This window comes from Persicirhabdus sediminis, assembly GCF_016595495.1.
Classification (GTDB): domain Bacteria; phylum Verrucomicrobiota; class Verrucomicrobiia; order Verrucomicrobiales; family Akkermansiaceae; genus Persicirhabdus; species Persicirhabdus sediminis.
The window spans coordinates 14,488-37,395 of the sequence record NZ_JAENIM010000044.1 but is presented as its reverse complement, the minus strand read 5'-3'; the positions used below and the strand labels follow the sequence as shown (position 1 = coordinate 37,395).

15 protein-coding genes are annotated in these 22,908 nt (G+C 49.3%); 4 read left to right on the top strand and 11 right to left on the bottom strand.

What is annotated here, in order from left to right; translation table 11 throughout:
- Nucleotides 1–56: 56 nt before the first annotated feature.
- The 6 genes from JIN82_RS13655 to JIN82_RS13630 form a co-directional block, all read right to left on the bottom strand.
- The gene (locus JIN82_RS13655; RefSeq protein WP_200312217.1) at nucleotides 57–3,221 is read right to left on the bottom strand and encodes an efflux RND transporter permease subunit; all 3,165 of its coding nucleotides are present in this window, start codon (nucleotides 3,219–3,221) and stop codon (nucleotides 57–59) included.
- Nucleotides 3,222–3,229: 8 nt separating this feature from the next.
- A complete protein-coding gene (locus JIN82_RS13650; protein ID WP_200312216.1) occupies nucleotides 3,230–4,510 on the bottom strand; it encodes an efflux RND transporter periplasmic adaptor subunit in 1,281 nt (426 codons plus the stop codon).
- A 4-nt stretch (nucleotides 4,511–4,514) separates the two neighbouring features.
- Nucleotides 4,515–5,894, bottom strand: a complete 1,380-nt coding sequence (locus JIN82_RS13645) for an efflux transporter outer membrane subunit (protein WP_200312215.1) — start codon at nucleotides 5,892–5,894, stop codon at nucleotides 4,515–4,517.
- A gap of 166 nt (nucleotides 5,895–6,060) precedes the next feature.
- Entirely contained in the window at nucleotides 6,061–6,438 is a 378-nt protein-coding gene (locus JIN82_RS13640; RefSeq protein WP_200312214.1) for a VOC family protein, read from the bottom strand.
- 128 nt (nucleotides 6,439–6,566) lie between these two features.
- Nucleotides 6,567–8,135 (bottom strand): hypothetical protein, encoded by a 1,569-nt coding sequence (locus tag JIN82_RS13635; RefSeq protein WP_200312213.1) that lies wholly within the window; start codon nucleotides 8,133–8,135, stop codon nucleotides 6,567–6,569.
- 323 nt (nucleotides 8,136–8,458) lie between these two features.
- Nucleotides 8,459–9,346, bottom strand: coding sequence for a hypothetical protein (locus JIN82_RS13630; protein ID WP_200312212.1), 888 nt, complete (start codon nucleotides 9,344–9,346; stop codon nucleotides 8,459–8,461).
- Between the two features lie 192 nt (nucleotides 9,347–9,538).
- Here JIN82_RS13630 and JIN82_RS13625 point away from each other — a divergent pair, with 192 nt between their 5' ends.
- The 3 genes from JIN82_RS13625 (at nucleotide 9,539) to mnmG (ending at nucleotide 13,910) form a co-directional block, all read left to right on the top strand.
- Nucleotides 9,539–10,168 (top strand): thermonuclease family protein, encoded by a 630-nt coding sequence (locus tag JIN82_RS13625; RefSeq protein ID WP_200312211.1) that lies wholly within the window; start codon nucleotides 9,539–9,541, stop codon nucleotides 10,166–10,168.
- A 73-nt stretch (nucleotides 10,169–10,241) separates the two neighbouring features.
- Nucleotides 10,242–11,834, top strand: a complete 1,593-nt coding sequence (locus JIN82_RS13620; protein WP_200312210.1) for a hypothetical protein — start codon at nucleotides 10,242–10,244, stop codon at nucleotides 11,832–11,834.
- Nucleotides 11,835–12,059: 225 nt separating this feature from the next.
- Nucleotides 12,060–13,910: a tRNA uridine-5-carboxymethylaminomethyl(34) synthesis enzyme MnmG gene (gene mnmG / locus JIN82_RS13615; RefSeq protein WP_200312209.1), complete on the top strand. Its 1,851-nt coding sequence runs from the start codon at nucleotides 12,060–12,062 to the stop codon at nucleotides 13,908–13,910.
- A 1,263-nt stretch (nucleotides 13,911–15,173) separates the two neighbouring features.
- On the opposite strand, the gene JIN82_RS13610 is transcribed toward mnmG, so the two are convergent.
- The 5 genes from JIN82_RS13610 to JIN82_RS13590 form a co-directional block, all read right to left on the bottom strand.
- Nucleotides 15,174–16,592 carry a sulfatase-like hydrolase/transferase gene (locus tag JIN82_RS13610; RefSeq protein WP_234042029.1) on the bottom strand — a complete coding sequence of 473 codons (1,419 nt, stop codon included), beginning with the start codon at nucleotides 16,590–16,592 and terminating at the stop codon, nucleotides 15,174–15,176.
- Nucleotides 16,593–16,831: 239 nt separating this feature from the next.
- Entirely contained in the window at nucleotides 16,832–17,359 is a 528-nt protein-coding gene (locus JIN82_RS13605; protein WP_200312207.1) for a hypothetical protein, read from the bottom strand.
- A 583-nt stretch (nucleotides 17,360–17,942) separates the two neighbouring features.
- The gene (locus JIN82_RS13600; protein WP_200312206.1) at nucleotides 17,943–19,559 is read right to left on the bottom strand and encodes a SulP family inorganic anion transporter; all 1,617 of its coding nucleotides are present in this window, start codon (nucleotides 19,557–19,559) and stop codon (nucleotides 17,943–17,945) included.
- 363 nt (nucleotides 19,560–19,922) lie between these two features.
- Nucleotides 19,923–20,537 carry a YrbL family protein gene (locus tag JIN82_RS13595; RefSeq protein ID WP_200312205.1) on the bottom strand — a complete coding sequence of 205 codons (615 nt, stop codon included), beginning with the start codon at nucleotides 20,535–20,537 and terminating at the stop codon, nucleotides 19,923–19,925.
- A 137-nt stretch (nucleotides 20,538–20,674) separates the two neighbouring features.
- On the bottom strand, nucleotides 20,675–21,649 hold the full coding sequence (locus tag JIN82_RS13590; RefSeq protein WP_200312204.1) for an MDR family NADPH-dependent oxidoreductase: 975 nt from the start codon (nucleotides 21,647–21,649) through the stop codon (nucleotides 20,675–20,677).
- An 833-nt stretch (nucleotides 21,650–22,482) separates the two neighbouring features.
- Here JIN82_RS13590 and JIN82_RS13585 point away from each other — a divergent pair.
- The gene (locus tag JIN82_RS13585) at nucleotides 22,483–22,692 is read left to right on the top strand and encodes a hypothetical protein (RefSeq protein WP_234042028.1); all 210 of its coding nucleotides are present in this window, start codon (nucleotides 22,483–22,485) and stop codon (nucleotides 22,690–22,692) included.
- The last annotated feature ends 216 nt before the right edge of the window (nucleotides 22,693–22,908 follow it).

Here is a 22,908-nt window from a genome sequence, read left to right as displayed (position 1 = left end):
ATGATAATAACAGCTAGATAGGCGAGGCACATGACCCCCGCCTCATATAGTCTAACTTAGGCTGACTTGTCCTTATTACCAAAAGGCTTAAAGTACCAATCCTTCATGCGCTTCATCACCGCCACCAAATCATCCATCGCTAGATACGAGCAAGGAATCAAAAATAGCGTGATCAATGTAGCAAAGAGGATACCAAAACCTAATGACACTGCCATAGGAATCAAGAACTGCGCCTGAATTGCTTGTTCAAAAATCAACGGCATCAAACCTGCAAAGGTAGTTAGCGAAGTAAGCACAATCGGCCTAAATCTAGCAGCTCCAGATTCTATCACTGCATTGTATGCGGTAGCGCCTTCTTTCCTCCGCTTGTTGGCAAAGTCGACCATCACTAGCGAATCATTCACCACCACACCAGCTAGAGCGAGCATACCAAACATGCTCAAGTACGACGGTGTGATGTCCATGATGATGTGGCCACCAATCGCGCCAATCAGGCCAAATGGCACCGCTAACATCACAAATATCGGCTGCAGCATGGAATTAAATGGAATCGCTAACAACGCGTAGATGGTAAAGAACATCGCGATCCCTCCTACTAACATGCGCATGCGCGTTTCCTCGTTTTCAGCTAGGAATCCAGAATAAGTCCAAGTCGCACCGCCACCGTGAGATTTGATAATTTCATCAATCTCAGCTGGCAACTCTTTACTCATGGCGATGATATCCACCTCCTTGCTCTCGGGGTTGGCAAAGATGCTCGTCACCCGCGCGCCCTTATGCCGCTTGATGTGAGGTGGCGACTTACCACGGATAATTTCCGCCACACTGCCGATAGCCACGGAGCTACCGTTATCTAGCATGATGCGCAAGCTATCCAATGTGTGTAGGCTTTCGCGTTCGGTTTTAGGCAATCTAACCATCACCCTGATGTTATCTTCACCTCGCTGAATGCGCTGCGCTTGATCACCGTGGAAAGCATTGCGAACCTGCCTAGCTAGATCCTGCTGAGTGAGCCCTAACTCGCGCCCCTCTGGCCGCAATAATATCTGAAATTCATCCTGAGGTTCACGGATGTCGTGACCGGCCTGGCTAATGCCTTCCCGTTCTTCCAACATCGAAACGATATCTTCTGAGATAGCTTCAATAGCGCCGGTGTCATTACCTAGCAACTTCAGCTCAATACTATTCTCCTCATCGCTCCCAGACTTACCAGTGTCTTGCGCGCGGATAATGAAGTTTCTCACGCCAGGGATTTCCCCTACCGCTTTTGTCCATGCTTCTGCAATGTCGGAATTATTAGCTCCCCTCACCGTTCGTTTACTTGGCGGGATAATTTCCACTAACACAAACCCACGCTCATCCTGCACGTTCCCCCAGCTAGGCCAGCCACCAGTAGCGGTGAGCACATTTCCTAGCAATGATTCATTCAATCCAGGGTCCATGAATTGAGGTTTGATCTCTTCAACGGCTGCGGCAATGCGTTGCACCTGCTCGTGAGTTTGCTCAAATGTCGTGCCATCTTCCATCTGCAAACGAGCAAAGATATAGTAGCGATCGACATCAGGCATGGAGACAAAACCCATCTTGCCACTCTGCCAGTAGCCCAACGTAGACATCGCTAGGGCGATGAATAATGCGAGAGTTAGATAGCGGAATGATACCGCGCTATGCAGCACAGGGCGGTAGATTTTGTCTACCAGCCACATGATACTATCGGTACATGCCTTTTGAACCTTCTCAACAGCTCCTAAGCCCTTGCGATTCACTTTCACGTGCTTGAGGTGACACGGCAGAATGAACTTCGACTCTATCAAAGAGAATAACAGCACTGGGATAACAACCACAGGGATCTGTTTGGCAAAGGTCCCCCACCAGCCTGGGATAAATAACAATGGCAGAAATGCCACCATCGTAGTGGCCACACCAAAGGTCACTGGACGAGCCACCTCAGTAGTTCCCTCAACAGCGGCCTCTAGCGGATCGTAACCTTGCTTCAGCTTGGAGAAGATATTTTCGCCCGTCACAATGGCATCATCAACCACAATACCTAGGACAATAATGAACCCAAACAGGCTCATTACATTGATACTAACATTGAGAAGTGGCATGAAGATAAGACCGCCAGCCACACTCACCGGAATCCCAACAACAATCCAAAACGCCAGCGACGGACGCAGGAACAATCCCAAAAACAAAATCACCAAGATGCTACCCTGCATCATGTTACGCATCAATATGCTAATCTGTCCGCGCAGACTAACTGAGTCATCATTCCACGCTGCCAGCTTGATGCCGTCGGGCATGGTACTGCCAGCATTGGCTACGTAGTTATGCACTTGATCAGAAATCTTCAGCGCATTCTCGTTGCTGCGCCGTTTTACTTCGACTAACAAACATGGCTCACCATTGAAGCGCACATCCTTCATCTGGTCATCAAAACCATCAACAATGCGGGCAATGTCGCCCAAGCGCAGCTCGGCTCCACCTTCTCGTGAAATGATGATTTTTTCAAAATCCTCACGCACATAAGCCTGCGAGCTACTTCTCAAAAGCAAGCGTGAACCCGACGAGCTGATAGAGCCAGCTGACATGTCAATCGAGCTCTCACGCACCGCTCTAGCAATTGTGCTCAGTGTCAGGCCATATTTCTCCAAAGTATGCTGGCTGACTTCGATAGATAGTTCATTTTGCTGCTGGCCAGTCACGATGACGTTAGAAACGCCCGGCAGGGTCATCAATTCGTCGCGCACCTGTCTCGCAGCTTTCAGCAAATCCCCCTCGTTGAGCTGACCGTATACAGCCACGGTGATCACCTGCGCCCACATGGATGTGTTAGGCGTAAATACATTTGGATTCTCTGCTTCAGCAGGGAAGGTACTGATACCAGTAAGCGCTGATTCTACATCGATCTTCAGCTGCTGAAGGTCGGCACCATCATCAGCACGCACCCACACGCGACCGACTCCACGGAGCGCTTGAGCGTCGATATGTTTGACATTATCGATGCCTTTCAGCGCGTTCTCAATCGGGATGATGACCTTGTCCTCGACCTCAGTAGGCGCAGCCCCTGGCATTGGTACGTTAATCCTAACAACAGGAATATCATACGATGGACTGACCTCAACAGGCGTCTTGAAATAGGCGGTGTAGGCGCCCAGCAAGATCACTGCAATGAGCAGGAAGTTGGCGGCGTAGCTATTCTGTGCAAACCAGCGGATCATGTATCTATCTAGTTAGAAGCTTTGCTGCTGACCTTGGCCTGCTCTGTATTGCTCTCACCATTGAGAATTTCTTCATGCATCCGCATCGTCACCTTAGCGCCTTCTGGAGCGTAGCGAAGTCTGGTGATGCATAGGTAATCGCCAGCGTCAAAGCCATCGGTCACCAATAAACTATCCCTATCTGTCCAGATGGGTGAAAACTTAGTCCGCTTGATGCGTTCATCTCTAATCACGATGATTTCATCTACCCCGGTCAGCGAGGTGCGGGGGATCTGATAGACGCCTTGGAGGACATTTGCTTCAATGGCAGCTACTACTGGCTGGCCGATACGCAGAGGCGCGTGACCGCTCTTCAGGCCAAATGGATCGTCCACACGGATGATGACAAAGAGCTCGCGAGTACGCTCATTGAGACGTCCTTCAGCGCGAATGACATAGCCAGACCACTCATTGCCAGCGTCGGTATTGATTGCGTCCGTTAGTTTCACACGGGCGCTGTTAATGGGCACGCCTCCCTCACCTGGGATTTCAAAATGCTTCAGCTGGTCGAGCGATAGAGGCACTCTAACTTCAGCAGTTTCGGTAGAAAATATTTCCCCTAACACAGTATTCCCGCTAACCGACTGACCAATGCCGATAAGCCGTTGTTTCACACGACCATCAAATGGTGCGCGCACTTTTGTGCGCTGCAGGTCGCGCTGAGCGCGCTCGAGATCTGCCTCGGCAGCTTTCACGCTAGCCATGGCCTCACGCAGCTGTGGTTTACGCAGTACGAGCTCACCTGGCTCGCCGTCGAATCCACTATCCTGCCAGTTGAGCAATGCCTGCTCACCGCGCGCCTCCTCTTGCTGCAGTGCGGTTTGCGCTCTAGCTAGGTTGGCAATCGCGCGCTCGGCATTGGTGCGGTAGTCCGCTGGGTCGAGCTCAACAAGCACATCACCACGTTTGAAAAAGGCACCATCGGCAAAGTTTGGTGCGATATGTAAAATCTTGCCTCCCACCTCAGCTGATAGATCGACATCGTAAGTCGCCCGCACCTCGCCCTGAGTGCGCAGATGAATTTGATAGTCTTGTCGTTCTAGCGGCACCACCGTGGCGTTGATGCTTCTTTTTCCACGGCCACCTTTAGAGCCGCCACCAGGCGCCCCTCTAGGTCCACCTTTTTTCTCGCCTGCTACCTTAGCCGCCTTGCCCTTTTTTTGGTTTGGCTCCTCAGACAGGTAGGACCAAGCAAACCATCCTGCTATGAGCACGATGATGGGTAAAATAACTCTTAATACTTTCGCCATTTTTCTAACTAGAAGCTTGGGTGGAAAAATCTCCGCCTAATGCTAAATATAAATTAATACGGTTTTGAATTCTTTGACTTCGCAGGCTGATGATAGAACTGCGAGCATTCAGCGCGCGACGCTGAGCCTCTAGCAAGTTCAATACGTCTGCTCCATCAATGCCCTGAGCGTAATCGCGCTCAGCTTGCTTTTCCGCCAGTGCAGCCTGCTCTACTTCTTTGAGGAGAAATTCTTCCTGCTCACGAAGTGAAGTTTCAGCTGCTAGATAATTTTCCACTTCGCGGAATGCATTCAGCGAGCGGCTAACATAAGTATGAATTTGCGCTTGGTAACGACCAGCTGCAGCGTCTACATCAGCGCGGCGCGAGCCGGCATCGTATAGCGGAGCGGCAAGGTTTGCGCCCACTTGGCTAGCCAGTGTTGATGGGTCCAGCAGTTTTGCTAGATCGCTAGAGTTTTGCCCCACGCTGGCATTGAGTGATAAGTTAGGCAGTAGGTTTTTGCGCGCGGCATCTGCGCGCATACCCGCTGCATAGATGTCCTCACGGGCAGCAACAAGATCAGGCCGACGCTCTATCAGCTGCAGTGGCATCCCCACAGGAATGTCTCTAGGGAAAGATGGTAGGCTTTTTGGTGATGATAATTTTGCCGCAGGATAGCGCCCTAACAATGTCTCGAGAGACCTGCGCGCATCATCTCTAGCTCGTGTCTGTGAGCGCATGCGCTGCTCGGTGCTGTAGACGTTAGTGCGCGCCAGCTGGACGTGAATGACTCGGGTACTTGGATCACCCGCGCGGTAGTTGCGCGAGATGATACGTAAATTTTTCTGGTAACTATCCAGCGTGATGCGAGCCAGCTCGAGGCTCTCTTCTGCGGAAATTAGCTGGTACCATGAGCGAGCGGTATTGGCTGCTAGAGATAATCTAGCTGAACGCAGATCCGCCTGAGCCGCGTAGTAATCAGCATCCGCTGCGGATTGCAGATCACGCAGGCGTCCCCAGAGGTCAGCCTCCCAGGTAGCGCGGAAGCTCAGCGCGGCGCTGCCATCGTAGTTACCTTCGTCGTGGCGGCCAGTGGCGCTGAGTGAGCCATCCACATTCGGCTGGCGATTGGCTCCAGCTTTTACCGATGAGGCTTTTACCACTCGCAGCCGCTGAGCGGTGGCGAGCACATCGGGGTTGGCATTCATCGCCTCATTGACCAGCTTGGTGAGCTGGGGATCGCGAAAATCACTCACCCAGCCAGTGGATATTTTTTTCGACTGCCCCTTACCAGCACTGGACCATTCACTAGGAATGTCCACGCGCTCAATACCAGCCACAGGTGGCTCGCTCACCGTACAGGCGAACAAACTCAGACAAGTTATGGGCAATATCCACTTCATCGATTTACTCTATTACAACCAAAGACTGCTAATGCAGTGCTATGATTACTGATTATCAATGGGCAAACTTGCACCCTCAACCTGCTTTTTCGAGATGTTTTCACGAAAAATAAATCAGCAGTTTGAATGAAACCTCAAGCAAATCCACCCGCTGATTATCAAAGCGTTACGAGCGCTCCAATATTTCTACCTCATATCCATCCGGATCCGTCACAAACGCCATCTTGCGCTTACCGCTGCTAAACTTCTCACGCCATGCACTTGGCCAGATTTCAATGCCCGCATTTTCCAGCTTATCGCAGTAGCTGATAATGTCCTGCACGCCCACCGCTGTGTGCATGAGATCTTCGGGCACTGCTACCTCGTAGTCGGGCGACCAGCAAAGCTCGAGAAAATGCTCATTTCCCGGCAAATGCAAAAATGCCAACTTATTGCCAGCTGGAGAATCTTTCTGTTCACCAAGCTCAAACCCCAACTGCAAATAAAAGGCAATCGACGCCTCCATGTCTGCCACCCGTATCCGTGTGTGTAAAAAATGTATCATCGTAAGATCGTTGTAAAACCTAGGCCCAAGGTAGGACATCGATACAGACATGCAATCGCTATTAAGGGCAAATTTGCCCTTCTATGACACTACTTAGCGGGAAGCTGGGGTCCCGCCCACCCCATAGCTTACGGCTCTTCTTTGACTAATCGATAAAACATCTTCTCGGCGCCAGATGGACGGTGAGTAAATGGCTTACGACCACCACTTCCTTGCTCTCTAACTGCCTCTGTCCAATTTATCAAATTGCTACTATACTGCAGCACGTACTCGGCATTTTTATCGGTGAAGGCAGAAACTTCCACATTGCCAGTGGATGCCTTATCGATCGCCAGCTTGACCTCTTTCATCTCCGGATCATACGCACCGCCTAGGTTATCCATCACCAGCGTCGCGCGGCCACCTGTAGCCTCGTAGAAATTATAGCTAGAAAAAGAATCGTTAGCTGGATTGCCAAACTGCGCCACCGCAGCATCGTGGTAGCTCCAGTCAGACTCACTCAGCGGTGAGTCCGTCAGCACCACGTAGAGAACATCAAATTGTTTCTGGGAATTGTTTTTGTTAGGCGAGCGCGCACCAGCTGAGGCGACGATATCGTCCATGGTATAAGTATCGATACTATCAGCAGAAAATTCCCCTTTATAGTATTGCCCACTTGTCTGCGTTACCCCTCTAGCTACTTTAATATCTTGGTTCACCTGTCCTTTATTTAACAGCCCCATTAGGTAGAGCTCCAAGCGACTATATGGCACGGAATTGCCACCATTTGCATAAACTCCAAAACCATCAAAGGCATCGGAATAAACATCCTTAGCTCTATAATTTCCGTTACCCAAATCTTCTAACGATCCAGGTTTCCAGCCACCTAACTGACCACCTGCGTTACTATACCCCCAGTGACTGTACATATCGTTATTAACCAAAACATCAATAAAGGCACCCCAGTTGTGCATCAACTCATGCAAGCCTGGGCCACTCACCAGACCATTGTATTTTTTCAAATGGATCAATCCCTGAAGTTTGCCAGCGGATCCGTACTCCTCCGTATCGTCAAAGGTGTTCAAACCCAATCCTTCGATGTCGTTCGCTACGTTGAAAAATAAACCTGAATACGTATTGTTAGCATCTGTCTGGTTGCTGACGATGTAGATGAAATCAAATTGGTCCTCAAACTCCTGATAGATTCGCTGGGTCAACGCCTTCGCTGCCTCAGCATCCATTCGTTCCTGCGTAGCGGCAAACCAAGTAGGCGCCACCATCTCAGCTACCCGCCCGCTATCATTGATTTTAATCGTATAATCATTAGGCAGAGGTTCAGGCTCAGGAGTCTCATAGTTAGGGTCATTGAATATATAATTTTTCACATAAACATTATCATCCCCAATAGTCGTTAGGGTTACATAAACAACCTTATCCGTCGGCAAACCAGATAGCTTAATACCAATAGTCCCTTCAGCATAATAGCCTGAGTGTAAATCTGACGATCCTTGGCGCTTGGCGCTCACATCAACGGCAATATCACCATCACCCACATTCCAGGTAAAAGTATCTGTCGTTCCCTTCAGCTGGCTCCCTGGTTCTGGGCTGATCATCTTCGATGCGCCAGCTGACCACAATATCGATGCCGTGGCAAAATACACAAATAACAAACGAATTACGCCCAGCGAATAAACTCTTAATTGACCTCTAACTTTCATAACTTATTGCAAGAGAAAATCTTGACCTTACAAATTAGAGATTTATCCAAATTGATGGAAGTGCGCATATTTTGTCCAATCGATATAGGTCAACAGGATGCCTAAATAAGCAAATATTGTGGTCACGAAATCAGCTAGAATTCATCTAAAACCACGTAGAACTCGACCAATATCCCCCCATCTAGAGCAAAACCATTTCTGCGAGTTAACAGGAAGAATGGTAATAAACATGCTCCATACAGCTGAGACCACCATTTCACAGCCAAAAAAAGTGCCCCAGCTGATTGAGCTGGAGCACTTTGATGAAATTAATAAATAGACACTTACTTAGTAGTTCGGGCCGCTTCCAGCTGACCCACAACGATACCAGCATGCTGGCTCGCAAACTTAACCACAGCGTCATCCTGCTGCTTCAGCTCAGCCTCGCTCAGCGATTGATCTGTGAGCACCAAGTAGAGCACATTGGCTGACTTCAAATCCACCTCAGCCACGCCAGCTAACTTCTGCATCTCGTGCAAACTTGGCGAGCTAAGCAGTCCATCAGCTTTTTTCACATGCACCACACCTTGAAGTTTACCTGCGGAGCCAAATGTCGTTGCGCCGCCATTCATGGCCACAGCATGATATTCTGCCGCCTTGCCCGAGCTAGCAGATTGATTACTAACAATATAGATAAAACCAAACTGATCACTAAAGTTTTTATAAAGCTCGCTACAGATGGCCTGCGCAGCAGCGCTATCCATAGTCGTGCGAGTCGCTACAAACCATTCTGGAGAAACAATTTCAGCCACACGTCCGCTAGCATTCACCTTGATTGCAAACTGCTCATCCGCAGGCTTTTCAGCCACGTTATAAGTATAGGTTTTGGTGAAAACATCATCCACCATGTTGTAACTAACTAGCGTCACATAAACTGGCTTATCAGTTGGTAGATCATCGACCGTCACGCTAACAAGCGTCGCTTCAAACTCTTTGCTATAAACGTCATCAGCTTCCGGCTTAACAATGCTGATGTCTAACCAGCCACCAATGCCTCCTGAGTCACCTTGTGCTTGCGTCCATTTAAAAGTGTCTCCTTTGCCTGTGAGCTGGCTTCCTGGAGCAGGAGAGATCATCTTTGACCCCTCTTCTGCCATGCCATTAGAGCACAGCGCGATATTCACGCACAGCAAGCCAATAGCCTTTGCTGATCTATCTAAAAATTGTCGCATGTTATGATAACGAGCTTATAGCGGGAATCTTACGTCAGCTGAAAAGAAATTTAGCTAATGCTCAAAAATAACCGTGATAGCCAATCACTAACACCAAGCTTGACCTAGCTTCTAGCTGTGCTTTTTGCCATTGACGAGAAACTCGCTCAGCCATGACTTCCCTAATGCACGCATCTCAGTTATGCCGCAGCCATGCGCATTTTCATCCTTCTCATGGTCATCATGCTGGTCCAGCCAGCGCTGGCAAATTCACTCTACGGACCAGTCGTTAGAATAGCCGATGCCGATACGGTTACCGTGCTCAATGGCAGCACGCAGGTGAAAATCCGCCTCGCTGGCATCGACGCACCAGAGTCTAACCAAGCGTATGGCAACAAAGCCAAACAAGCGCTAGCTGGACGCATTGCCGGCAAAACCGTGCAGGTCAATGTCACCAGCAAAGACCGCTATGGCAGGTCGATAGGCACCATCATGCTAGATGGCGAAAACATCAACCACTGGCTCGTCGCCAATGGCTGGGCGTGGCATTACCTGCAATACGACAAATCACCTGAGATCGCGCGATTAGAAAAATCAGCTCGCGCTAACAAACTCGGGCTGTGGGCCGACGATAATCCCATCGCGCCATGGGAATTCCGCCAGCTGAAAAAGAAAAAACCAGCCGCTAACAAAACTACCCAGCCAGCTGGCCCAACGACCTACTGGCTCAATACCAGCTCAGGGTCGCGCCACAACTCCAGCTGCAAATGGTACAAAAAAACCAAACGCGGACGCGCGTGCACCGCCTCAGAAGGCAAAGCCTGCGGCATCTGCGGAGGGTAAAGAGCAGTCTGGCTTCGATCACTAACTGCAGAATAATCTTCACAAGATAGATCAAACAGTTAGTTTTGCTGACGTGTCAGCTCATTCCTCATCTCTCACAAAAAAACGCCTCTATTACCTACTTGCCCTGCTGGTTTTCACCTTCAGCATCGCTATCTCACCACTGTCCCCATGGGCCGACTGGTTATACTCACGCTTCTCCATCAAATCATCAGGCGACGCGAGTGCAGATAGCCAGAACCAGCTCGCTAGCAAACGCACCAGCGAGTCCAGCAAACGAGCTCGCGTCAACGCTAGCCACCAAAAAGACGAACTGAAATATTTCTACCTACCCGGCATGACTTTTGAAAATGTCAGCCTGCTAGAAGCCATTCGCCAGCTGGAAAATCAATATTTTGAAGTCTGCAAAAATACCGGCGAAAGACCAATCCGCTTCAAAATCGACATCGAAGGTGAACCGCTATTCATCCACTCGCTCAAACTCCATTCACACGCGCTGGATCGCTCCATCCAGCTTCTAGCTGGCGCCGCTGGCATGCACGTAGTGATCGATCAAGCTGAGCTGAAATTCACTGAGATCGCCAGCGATGGAATGCTCAGAAAAGTAGAAATGAGTCACCACAGCAACCTGCTAGATTTGCTGGAAGAAAAACTCAGAGCCGAGCTGCGCGAAGAAGAAAACCATGGCAAATCGCTAGAGGAAATTTTCAGCCAGCTAACGGGCTTAGATCCAGCTGCTTTTTCTATCGAAAAGCACCAACTCGATGCCGCTCATACACCGATAAATGTCAAAGTTAAGTATGATAACATAGAGGTTTCTTCATTCGATCTAATGTCTGAACAAAATTATCAGCAAGCCTACGCCGAAAAATATGGTAGTACTGAGGGCATTAGCCTTGAGGCGATGATCGCAGATTTCTATGAAAAAAATATAGATGATATCATCAGCATCGCACCCACAGTCAAAAACATCAATTTCACCATCAATGCCGATCAGCGAGGCATGCAGGTTATTGAAAACTTGATGCAAAATGAGTTCAGCAAAAATAGCACATTTGCCGGCCAATATAGCCAACTCGCTACTATTCCAGCGGATCAAATGGAGCTCATCAACCAAATCAGTTCACATACCGACAGCTCGGGTAATATCACTCTCAGCCCTGAACAGAGACGACAAATCATTAGTGACATCCTGCTAGCGGAAAGTGAGGGTGTTAGTTTTCAAGACACGCCCTTCCGCCTCATGGGCGCTAATAATGATAGTAAGGAACTCGATGGAGCCAGCCCTATCAGCGTGCCCTCAGCCACTAGCTCCGATGCTAATGAAGAAGCATGGACTGGTCATAAAATGCAAATAAGCAACCAGCCATATGGATTCTACCAACAGCAGAATATACAGGTAGAAATCAACGAGCTCCAGCCAGATTCGGAACCCGATGATGTTCAAATTACATCTACTAAGATCGAGTTTTCAGCTCTAACTCCTAATGGTGGCACCGCGGTCAACATCACAAAAAAAGACAATGGAGATTTTGTGGTGACAATGAATACAACACATAGATCAAACCTAGCAGGCGACATGAATAATACCCCGCATGGCTGGCCTATGAAAACTTTCACCCTACCGGGAGATGAAGAGAAGCAGGTTCAGGCGGATGATTGGTAATGAGCCACGGCGGTGAATTTCCAGCCAGCTCGCCAACGCCGCGGTCATTTCGACCTGCGGCGTTTTTTTATTTCTCGAAGCCCATATTTCTCACCGCTGGCTCACTGGTTCCACGTGGAACTTTTTTTCAGCTGGTAAATTTCCGCCAGCTGGAATCTATCAGATGAAAATTCCGATTTGTAATTTTTCTCAGGTGATCTACTGATTTGGCCAGCTGATACCACTATGTTCACCTATCCCAAAGAATACGACGTCATTGTCATTGGAGCCGGTCACGCCGGCATTGAAGCCGCGCTGGCGGCATCGCGTCTTGGCTGTCGTGTAGCGCTGCTCACGCAGAACCTCGACACCATTGGAGCCATGTCCTGCAACCCTGCCATTGGTGGGCTGGGCAAAGGACACATGGTGCGCGAGATCGACGCGCTGGGAGGATTCATGGGGCTCAATACCGACGCCACAGGCATCCAGTTCCGCATGCTCAATGCTCGCAAGGGGCCGAGTGTGCGCGCGCCACGAGCACAGTGTGATAAAAAAGCTTATCAATTCCGCGCCAAACACTGGCTGGAAATGGACCCAAACATCGACATCCATCAGGGCAACGTCGCCGAGATCCTTGTGGAAAATGATCAGGTAGTAGGCATCAGCACCCAGCTGCAGATGAAGTTTCAGTGCAAATCCGTCGTGCTTTCAGCTGGCACCTTCATGCGTGGATTGATGCACGTAGGCATGCGCAACCAGCAAGGTGGACGCATGGGTGACGGCACCTCCACCGTCAGTGATTCTCTGGTCAAGCTGGGCATCGACATTGCCCGCTTCAAGACTGGCACGCCGTGCCGCATCAATGGCATGAGCATCGATTTTTCCAAATGTGAGCGCCAAGATGGAGATACACCAGCGCCACTATTTTCCTTCATGGCGGATACCATTCGCGCCGACAAGGAAGATACATTCACGCTGAATGATTGGTCCAATCCTGAGTTCCACGTGGAACAGCGACCGTGCTGGATCACCTGGACCAACGAAAATACTCACGAATTTATCCGCGGCAACCTCGACAAATCACCCATGTACGCTGGCGTGATCGAAGGCACTGGCCCACGTTACTGCCCGTCCATCGAGGACAAGGTGGTACGCTTCGCCGAGCGCGAACGCCACCAAGTATTCCTCGAGCCAGAAGGTCGCCACTCACACGAATATTACATCAACGGTGTGTCCACATCGCTGCCATTTGAAGTCCAGCTGGATTTCATCCGCTCCATCCACGGGCTGGAAAATGCTCACATCGTGCGCCCAGGCTACGCGGTAGAATATGACTACTGCCCACCTACTCAGCTGGCTCCTACGCTGGAGACCAAGCAGGTGTCTGGCCTCTACTGCGCTGGCCAGATCAATGGCACATCCGGCTACGAAGAAGCCGCTGCTCAGGGGCTGATGGCTGGCGCCAATGCCGCGCTCAAAGTGCTCGGCAAAGAGCCATTCATCCTGCGCCGCGATCAGGCATACATCGGTGTGATGATCGACGACCTCGTCACCAAAGGATGCAGCGAGCCATACCGCATGTTCACCTCGCGCGCCGAGTACCGCTTGCTGCTGCGTCAGGATAATGCCGACCAGCGACTCACCATGCAGGCCGCTGAGATTGGCCTAGTTTCTGGCGAGCGTGCCGAGCGCTGCGCACACAAAATCGACGCGCTGAAGTCAGGTGCTGAATTTGTCAAAGCCACCACCCACCAGCAGATCAAACTCGACCATTGGTTCCGCCGCTCAGAGAACAGCTGGCAGGAACTTCCTGAGGAAATCCTCACCCAAGTAGAACGCGATATTTGGCCAACGCTCGAGATCGATTTCAAATACGCTGGCCACCTCGAACGCCAGCAAAAACAGATCGAACGCGTCAGCCGCATGGAGGATAAAAACCTCTCACCAAACATCGACTACGACACCATCCCCGGCTTGAAAAAAGAAGCGCGTCAGCGGTTCAACGAAATCAAACCACGCACGCTCGGACAAGCAGCGCGCATCAGCGGCATCACGCCAGCTGACGTCGCCATCCTCTCCGTGTGGATGAAAAAATAAGCCCAGCGACACCACATCCATTTTCAGGCCAGCCAGCTCACCAGCTAGCTGGCCTTTCATTTTCCCATCACATACGACCTAATCTGCCGCAGGCTTTGGAGTGCGGCGATCCTTCGCCGCTTTCGCCAACCAGCGACTCCTCCTCACCTAAAACCCCAGCCCACCATTCCGCTCGAGCTTCGTAAAAAAACAGAGCCTTTCAGTGATCGCATCGAGCTCAACAACACCAACTAATCTAGAGAATATCCAGCTAGCCAATGGCTAAAAACCTCCCCTCTCACTAGCTGGAAAAACCTCCAACTCCTCAGACTCCACAAGCTGCAAAAACCACCTCGATCTACATCGACCCCGCTGGTTTCATCTCTTCCCTTTCTTAAAAATCACCACCGACGCTCGAGGGTTTATCTCCATCTTAGCCTGCTCTAAAACCACTCAAAAGCGGCGAAGGATCGCCGCACTCCAAAGCCTGCGGCCAACGATTTCCGAGCCAAAGGTAACCCAAGCATCGCCTCAAAAAACTCCCGCTGTGCCCTACACGCCAGCCGGAAAAAACTCCCCCCCTCAGACTCCACCAGCCGCAAAAACCACCTCGATCGGCATCGACCCCGCTGGTTTCATCTCTTGCCTTTCTTAAAAATCACCACCGACGCGCGAGGGTTTATCTCCATCTTGAGGTGCTCTAAAACCACTCAAAAGCGGCGAAGGATCGCCGCACTCCAAAGCCTGCGGCCAACGATTTCCGAGCCAAAGGTAACCCAAGCATCGCCACAAAAAACCTCCCCCCCTCAGACTCCACCAGCCGCAAAAACCACCTCGATCTACATCGACCCAGCTGGTTTCATCTCTTGCCTTTCTTAAAAATCACCGACGACGCTCGAGGGTTTATCTCCATCTTGCCGTGCTCTAAAACCACTCAAAAGCGGCGAAGGATCGCCGCACTCCAAAGCCTGCGGCCAACGATTTCCAAGCCAAAGGTAACCCAAGCCTCGCCGCAAAAAACCTCCGGCTGATCCTACGCACCAGCTCGAAAAAACCTCCCCCCCCCCAGACTCCATCAGCTGAAAAAAACCTCAAGCAGAGCCTTCACGCCAGCTCGAAAAACCACCAACTCCTCAGACTCCACCAGCTCGAATAACCACCGCGTCAGGCGTCACCCCGCTAGTTTCATCAGTCAGGAATTCACCCTTCTCTCTTCACCCTTCTCTCTTCACCCTTCTCTCTTCACCCTTCTCTCTTCACCCTTCTCTCTTCACCCTTCTCTCTTCACCCTTCTCTCTTCACCCTTCTCTCTTCACCCTTCTCTCTTCGCCGAAGGCGCAGGCGCCCTCCTCCACGTGGAACGGCGGGCACATTTTCTGGGTCGTAGCTCGGGTTGATTTGCGGCATTTTTGCCGCCACCCGAGTGAGATAATCATCCAGCTGGAGCTGCAATTTCTCCGCCAGTTCCGGCAGTGATTTACTCAGATCCCTAGCCTCGCCCATATCAGCGGCGATGTGGAAAAGCTGGCCAGATTTGCTCTGGTAATCGTAGATCCATTTGTAGTCGCCGAGGAAGATTGCCGACTGCGGTGGCGTCGCTTGGTAGTGCGGAAAATGGAAAACCAAGAACTCATCGGCGCGCTTAACCGGGCCATCACCACCGCGCAAAATGCCTCTCAGGTCTCCCCCCTCCAGCTGCTCCATGGCAGAAATATCCACGCCAGCTAGCTGGCAGATGGTAGGGAAAAAATCGTAGCCGACCACTCGTTGAGATGCATACGAGCCAGCTGGAATTTCTGGTCCCGCGACGACCAATGGCACACGGATGCCACCCTCGAGCACCGACCCTTTTGACCCGCGGATCAGCTGACGTCCACCGCCACTGCCACCATTGTCCGACATGTAAATCAGGTAAGTAGTCTGCGCCAACCCGAGTCCATCCACCGCCTGCATCAGCGCGCCCACCCCATCATCGAGGTCCGCAGTGATCGCCGCATTCAGTCCGCGCCGACCATTTTTCCTGCCCGACTCGGCAAACTTCGTTTTGTTTTTGGCGCTGGCATTTTCTGGGCAATGCAGCGCGTGATACGACATCTGGATGAAAAATGGCTTCTTCGCCAGCTGCTGAGATTGCATAAATGCCACCGCTCGCTCGGTCATGCCAACGATATCAACCGGGTTATCACCGGCAAATTTTGCCGCGTGTTCGTTGCCCAAATCACCATCACTGACGTCGTAGCCGTGGCGCTCAGGGCCACCACCACCGAGGTGCCATTTGCCAAAATGCGCCGTTGCATATCCAGCCGATTGCAGCACCTCACCCAAAGTGATTTCATCATCCAAAATCTCACGCCGGCTCTCCGCACCGACAAACATCTGGCCAGCACTTTCACGCAGGCTCGGGCCAGCTCGAGTCATGCCCAATGCAGCTGGATTTCTCCCGGTCTGCAAACTCAGGCGTGTCGGCGAGCAAACCGAGCTCGGAGAATAAGCCGCCGAAAAAGTCATTCCCTGACTGGCTAGTTTTGCCAAATGTGGCGTCTGATGTAGCTGGCTTTTGCTGGCGGGAAAATCTTCATGCACCTGCACGGACGTTCCCTCGTAATGTTGATCGTCCGCCAGCATGAAAATAAAGTTCGGCCGATCTGCCAAAACCAAATTCGCCATCGTCAAAAATATCAAGCCGGAGGAAAATGCCTTCATGGAGGATTAATGTCATCAATCGACAACAAGTTGCAAAGACATGAAAAATTCCCCAAATCGTACCAATTTTACCCATCTCAGGTGAAAAACGTGGCCCCAGAATCGCCTGTGGTGCATTTCTGGAGAAAATTCGACCACGTCTTAACCGAAAACAAAAACCCTCTCAAATCGCAAATTTGGGCGATTAAAGAGGGAGTTTTGTGGAAATTGTTTCGGAGATCTGAATTTTCGGGAAAAATTTACTTCAAATTTTGATCAGCGAGCTTTTTCGCCTGAGCCGGCTGGTCACCAGCGACCACCCCGAGCAAGTTGGCATCACCACCAGAATTCAGCGCAATCACCACTAGACTTTCAATTTTTTTCATCGTCTCAGGATCGCTGCCATCCATACGATAAATAATCACCTGTGGAACAAAAACCTTGTTGATGATTTTTCCACGCCATTCCACCACTCCATTCGTCACCGCTGGAAATTGTCCGTTAACCTTGCCCATGATCTCAGACTGCAAGTTAGATGTCTGGCCGGCGTAACGAACTTCTATCCAGCTGCGGCTATCACCACCCTGCATGATCAACTCGTAGCCGCCGTAACCAGGCAACTGCGCGGTGAAATAATCAATCTCGGGTTCTTTCTCAAATTCAGAGCTGGCAACCAAAGCCGAATACTTCGGATCAGCTTGGGTGAAAAATGAAGTCGCTAGCTGAGCACTAACAATTCCTGTTAACATCATGCTGAGGAAAATGGCTATCTGTGGGATACGGGTCATACTACATGCTGAGCATAATTGATCTCCAGCGTCTAGCTGAAAGCATGTTCACTGGTATTTCGACATGATAGTTTCATCAAAAAAATAGCGGATGAATCCAATATAAAAATAACTTATTGGACAGTCTCATTGAATGAAAACGTACTCTGAAACATCAAATTTCTAGCAAAAACTTAGCTCCCCATCTAATGATATTACGAGGATAGAAGGCTGCGAATCTGGTAGCTAAAAACAGTCAGCACCAGCTGGCTTAAAACCATCGATTAACCACGCAAATAGCATCATTCCAGCGGCATAAGCGCCACTGTGAATAAGTAATGCAGATCACTCAAAACAAGCCTTTAAGGAACTAAATTTACCTTAATTATTAATACTTTCACTACCTTTCCAGCTGAATTTGACCCCTGCTCAATTCGCTGAAACGACAGACAATCAAAACCAAGCTTCCATGATTATATCAAATACGTAAAATTCCCCATTCACAGCAATTCCCAGCTAGGAAATTCCCCCTTTCAAAACAAAAAATTAGGCCGTTTCAGAATGACTGAAACGGCCTAAATGAAGGTAAAAAATCTAGCTGCGATTATACATTTTCCAGCGGGCTTTCTTTCAGCCGCGCAACGGTATAATCTGGATCATCAGGCAAGACCTCGATGTCAACCAAAGTGCCAGCTCGCTCGATGATCTTGCGACAATCGGTAGACAGATGGCGCAGGCGTAGGTTTTTGCCAGCTTTGCGATAGCGCTCAGAGAGTGCGTGAATCGCCTCGATGCCAGAGTGGTCACAGATGCGTGCTTTCTCAAAATCAATCACAATGTTAGGTGTATCGCTGCGCGCCTGGAAGTGGTCGACAAAGTCGCTAACAGAGGCAAAATAAATCATGCCTTCCACCGCATAGATTTTTTCATCAGCTGATTTTTTCACCACCTCAACGATAACGTGCTTAGAACTCTGCACTGCAAATGTTAGTGCGGAAACAATGATACCTACAACAACTGCTAGAGCGAGGTTGTGGCTGAAGATAGTAACAAAAGTAACTACCAGGATAACAAAGATGTCGCTGTTAGGAGCCTTGCCAATAGTCTTAAATGTAGACCATTCAAAGGTAGCGATGACAATCATGAACATCACACCTACGAGAGCTGCGATAGGAATATTCATAATCAGCGGCGAAGCAAAGAGGATGAATATAGCTAGCGAGAGAGCGCCAACAATACCTGATGTACGACCACGACCACCAGATTTCATATTCAATAATGACTGACCAATAGTGGCGCAACCACCCATGCCGCCGAAGGATCCAGAGAGTATGTTAGCAGCCCCTTGAGCCAAACATTCACGGTTGGATTTACCGCGGCTCTCCGTGATTTCATCAATCAGCTGCAACGTCAACAGCGACTCAATCAGACCCACCATGGCAATCGTTAGCGAAATCGGCAGGATGATGATCCAGAAATCTAGCTGGCCAAGAGGTAGACCTGTAAGGTTAGCAATTTCAGGGAATGAAGTATTGATCGCTGCTGAGCCAGATTCGGCTTCTAAGACGTCAGCCACGGTGCGGCCATCGAATAGGCCAAAGTAAGTAGCTAGGCCCACAGAGACGATAGCAACGAGCGATGGAGGCACCGCTTTGGTAAGTTTTGGCAAGAAAACCACAATCGCCATGGTTCCAAGCACCAGCCCAACCATCCACGCCATCTGAGATCCAGCTAGCCAGTCGAAGATGCGGTTGCCTTCCGCGTCAAAATCTCCCGTAAATGTCTTAAAGAACTTAAACTGTCCCATCGCGATGAGCACAGCCAGACCATTAACAAAACCCATCATCACCGGGTGCGGCACCAGGCGAATGTAACGCCCGAGCTTGAGCAAACCGACCACCGTCTGAATCACCCCAGCTAGAATCAGCGCAAAGAAGAGGTATTTATAATCCATGCCCTCGATGCCAGTAGCGCCACCTTCTTGGAATGCCTTGGCTGCTACCACCGCAATCGCGCCCGTGGCACCACAGATCATGCCTGGGCGACCACCAAATGCAGCAGTAATGAAACCAACAAAAACCGCTGACCACAGGCCAATAATCGGATTTACGCCAGCAATAAAGGAAAAGGCAATCGCCTCGGGAACAAGAACTAGCGAGACGGTCAAACCGGACAAAACATCGTCCTTGAGGTTGCCGCGCTTCTTTTGAAATTTAAACATAAAGAGCTTTGATTGTTTGTGGTGGAAGGAATCTAAACGCCGTAAATTGGCAAATTCGGGTGAAGTCAGACGCTTAGAGGACTGGCGGCTTAGGGGGAATCACCCCGCATATCAAGCGCAATTCCAGCTAGTTGAACCCACACACACAGGCAAAATCAAAAAACAAGCATGACACTGGCTAGAAAATCGCCCTCACCCATTCATGTCATCATCAGCCAGTCACATGACAGCTCGAGCTCTAGCCGGGCAGCTTATCCAAATACCCAAGGGCGCGAAATGTCAGCCTCGCTCGACAAATCCCAGCCGCCCCAATTTATAGGTATCGATAGCATTTCAAGGCCAATTAAAGTCAGCCGATAATTTCTAACGAGCTACTAATGGGCGCCCAATCAGGCAATCAAACATCTTGTTAAATTGTTTGGTTAGTTTGTAGCTAGATGTTTTTTGGAACCAGTCCATCACTTTGATGAAATGAGCATTGCCAAAACCATCTATCAGCTTGAGAGAATAGTCGGTTTCATTTTCATAAACCATCAGCAGATTCTCACCATTTAGATCTGATAGCGGGATTTTGTTAGCGCAGCATAGCTGGTAAATTTCCATCACCTTCGTAGAGATTTCATCTCGAAGTTCAGCCTCACCAGCCTCATCTAGCAGCTCACGTTTTTCGCACCAATAGCTCTGCAACGTGCGTGCTACGGAACCATCATAGGAGCGTACAATCTCAAACATATGCCCCTCCCCCATGCTGGTCTCAACTGGCCCATAATAGGCAGATAAAAACGGATAATACCTCCCCTTGCGCTGGTATTTCTCAAAATAACGGATCTCACGATTGATGCGTTTGAGAATTCTATCACAGCCAGTTTTAGTGATTTTGATACAGCGATTTTCATCCTCTGGGTGAAGATAACAAACCCTATCTCTGCCTTCTGAGATATAGTGCTGCTGAGTTAGTTGTAGCGTGGGGTGATTCATAATCTGGGTGAGAAATGAGAATCGCGAGGCCTCATTGCAGGACCTCATGTGACAATTTCGTCACCCGAAATATCAAAACAAAGCTATATTTCAAGTCCGCATTTCACCACCACTAGCTCAGCTAGCTGGCTATATGGCTAAAACTCAAAGACCACTTTGCCGTCACGTTTGTCTTCCTGAGCGCGCAAACACGCCGCCACCGCATCGTCGATGGAGAAAATGGAGTCTACTGGCTGGGCGAGCTGGCCGGCAACCATCAGCTCGGCGAGCTGGCTGTAAACACACTGCAGTTGGTCGCGAGATTGAGTTTTCATCCACTCGGTGACCCACAATCCGCGCAGTGTGATCAGCTTGAAAATAAGGAATTTGTTAGGCACTTTAAGCGACCGTCTACTCATGGCACCATAAGTCACCATGGTTCCTTGTGGGGCCAGCGCATCCATCAATCTGAGCGCACTATCACCACCGACTGCATTACTTGCTAGACGAATAGGAACATCACCTAACTTCTCTTTGATAGAAGCAACCACATCTTTATTATCTAGAAAAACTTCATCACCTCCGAGCTGAATAACAGAATCTATCAACTCTTCACGGCGCACCAAATTAATCGTCTTAATGCCTAACGATTTTGCCAGCTGGATGACACAGGCGCCCACACCAGAGTTAGCTGCATTTTGAATCAGGTAATCACCTTCTTTTAAATTCTCAAACTCACGCAAGATCAACCATGCTGTTAGTGGGTTTACTTTCAGCATCGACGCCTGAATGGCATCAATCTCAGCTGGCACCTTGACGGCAGACTCAGCTGGACAGATAAGTTCAGATTGCCAAGTGCCCACGCGCTGGATGAAAATCACCTTATCTCCAGCTGAAAACTCAGCAGATGCCGACTCAATCACCTCACCACATCCTTCTAAGCCAGAAACTGCTGGTAACTCAGGTTTAACCCCATAGATGCCTTGAATGTAGTTGATATCAGCTGGATTGATCGGAGCCGCCAGCATCTTCACGCGGATCTGACCATCATCTAGCTGGCTAGCTGGTTCTAGCTCGCGGATCTGAGTCACATCTTCTGGTTGGCCAAATTGATTGAAAATTAGTTGCTTCATAGTGATTGAAAATTGATTGCCTCATTATCTCACAGATTAGCCATTTGTCTTTAGCCAATTTCGGTTTCGCTGGTCTAGCTGACGCTAGATGTCGTAGTAGGGTTCATCTTCAGCTAGCTGGAAACACCAAAAAATAGCTGTAGAATCATCGATTGATTAAGAAAATTGACAGGCAATTTAGTAGATTAACATGCTATTTTACACAGCAGGCTGAAATCAACTATTCAATAATTAGACATGATATTACGGATCAAAAATAGACTCAATTTATCCAAGAGATGAATCACTCGTTAAACCTAGCAGATCTACTATTTCTAGTACTACGATGCATCAACAACTCAGGTTATGAAGTCATATGCTTTATAGAATAAATTTTCATTATCAGTTTTTTAGCTAGCTGGATATGCTGGTTTTCCCACTCAAGATCCACGACAAGTCATCAACGAAGAAAGGTAAATTGTTAGCCAACCAATAGAATAAATAAACCTACAATCTGGCTGGTTTTCATAAATAAGAATTTTTATAAAAATTATCAGACGTAATCTTCAAAAATTTTTATTAGATATTTATATAAAAATTCTACTTTTTGATACGTAAATTTTTATTCTATCAGTTCCTAAAATTTGACATTCTATCCTTATGCCCGCTAGTGGATAGATCCATTTCACGGCTCACAAGCGCTGCTCAAACGCCTTTGATGAGCAGCTTCCCTAGCCCATTCCAGCCAGCTGAAGATTAACTCAGACGATACAGCCATGTTTCCCTCGGCCTGGGCGGCTAGATCCAGCTGTGTCCATTTTAGCCAGCTGAGCGGTCCATTTCTGCGCGCTCAAATGAAGAATGCCAGCTCAGCTGACTGGTTTGCAGTGGATTTCGCCCATCGATACAAAATTGGCGAAATGGTCGATGATTTTAGCAAATCGAGCTCACATGCCCGTACACGCACTTGGCTGAACTTTGCCAAAGGCGACCGGATTTCCCAATCTTCACGTGCTTACGGGCCGCTGAGGCTGCATGGTGAGGCCAATTTACCCTCCCGCTGAGTGGCAAATTTAACCCCATCAGCTGAGCTCGTGGCTTATTTCCGCTGAAACTTGACTCGAGAAAATCTACCTGCCGGCCTGCTATCATTTCCTCATGAATCCTGGTCGTCATGGTGCAGGCAGAAAACAAGTACTTAAGTTTTCTTAATTATACACCTTGCTTGTCTTTCATTTTCCCGCTTCATTGGATTGAGCCAAATGGCCTGAGTCATTTTG

What these genes read in the sequence shown, in the direction of transcription:
- JIN82_RS13655 (WP_200312217.1), bottom strand. Translation starts at nt 3,221, where the DNA reads ATGATCCGCTGGTTTGCACAGAATAGCTACGCCGCCAACTTCCTGCTC.
- JIN82_RS13650 (WP_200312216.1), bottom strand. Translation starts at nt 4,510, where the DNA reads ATGGCGAAAGTATTAAGAGTTATTTTACCCATCATCGTGCTCATAGCA.
- JIN82_RS13645 (WP_200312215.1), bottom strand. Translation starts at nt 5,894, where the DNA reads ATGAAGTGGATATTGCCCATAACTTGTCTGAGTTTGTTCGCCTGTACG.
- JIN82_RS13640 (WP_200312214.1), bottom strand. Translation starts at nt 6,438, where the DNA reads ATGATACATTTTTTACACACACGGATACGGGTGGCAGACATGGAGGCG.
- JIN82_RS13635 (WP_200312213.1), bottom strand. Translation starts at nt 8,135, where the DNA reads ATGAAAGTTAGAGGTCAATTAAGAGTTTATTCGCTGGGCGTAATTCGT.
- JIN82_RS13630 (WP_200312212.1), bottom strand. Translation starts at nt 9,346, where the DNA reads ATGCGACAATTTTTAGATAGATCAGCAAAGGCTATTGGCTTGCTGTGC.
- JIN82_RS13625 (WP_200312211.1), top strand. Translation starts at nt 9,539, where the DNA reads ATGCGCATTTTCATCCTTCTCATGGTCATCATGCTGGTCCAGCCAGCG.
- mnmG (WP_200312209.1), top strand. Translation starts at nt 12,060, where the DNA reads ATGTTCACCTATCCCAAAGAATACGACGTCATTGTCATTGGAGCCGGT.
- JIN82_RS13610 (WP_234042029.1), bottom strand. Translation starts at nt 16,592, where the DNA reads ATGAAGGCATTTTCCTCCGGCTTGATATTTTTGACGATGGCGAATTTG.
- JIN82_RS13605 (WP_200312207.1), bottom strand. Translation starts at nt 17,359, where the DNA reads ATGACCCGTATCCCACAGATAGCCATTTTCCTCAGCATGATGTTAACA.
- JIN82_RS13600 (WP_200312206.1), bottom strand. Translation starts at nt 19,559, where the DNA reads ATGTTTAAATTTCAAAAGAAGCGCGGCAACCTCAAGGACGATGTTTTG.
- JIN82_RS13595 (WP_200312205.1), bottom strand. Translation starts at nt 20,537, where the DNA reads ATGAATCACCCCACGCTACAACTAACTCAGCAGCACTATATCTCAGAA.
- JIN82_RS13590 (WP_200312204.1), bottom strand. Translation starts at nt 21,649, where the DNA reads ATGAAGCAACTAATTTTCAATCAATTTGGCCAACCAGAAGATGTGACT.
- JIN82_RS13585 (WP_234042028.1), top strand. Translation starts at nt 22,483, where the DNA reads ATGAAGAATGCCAGCTCAGCTGACTGGTTTGCAGTGGATTTCGCCCAT.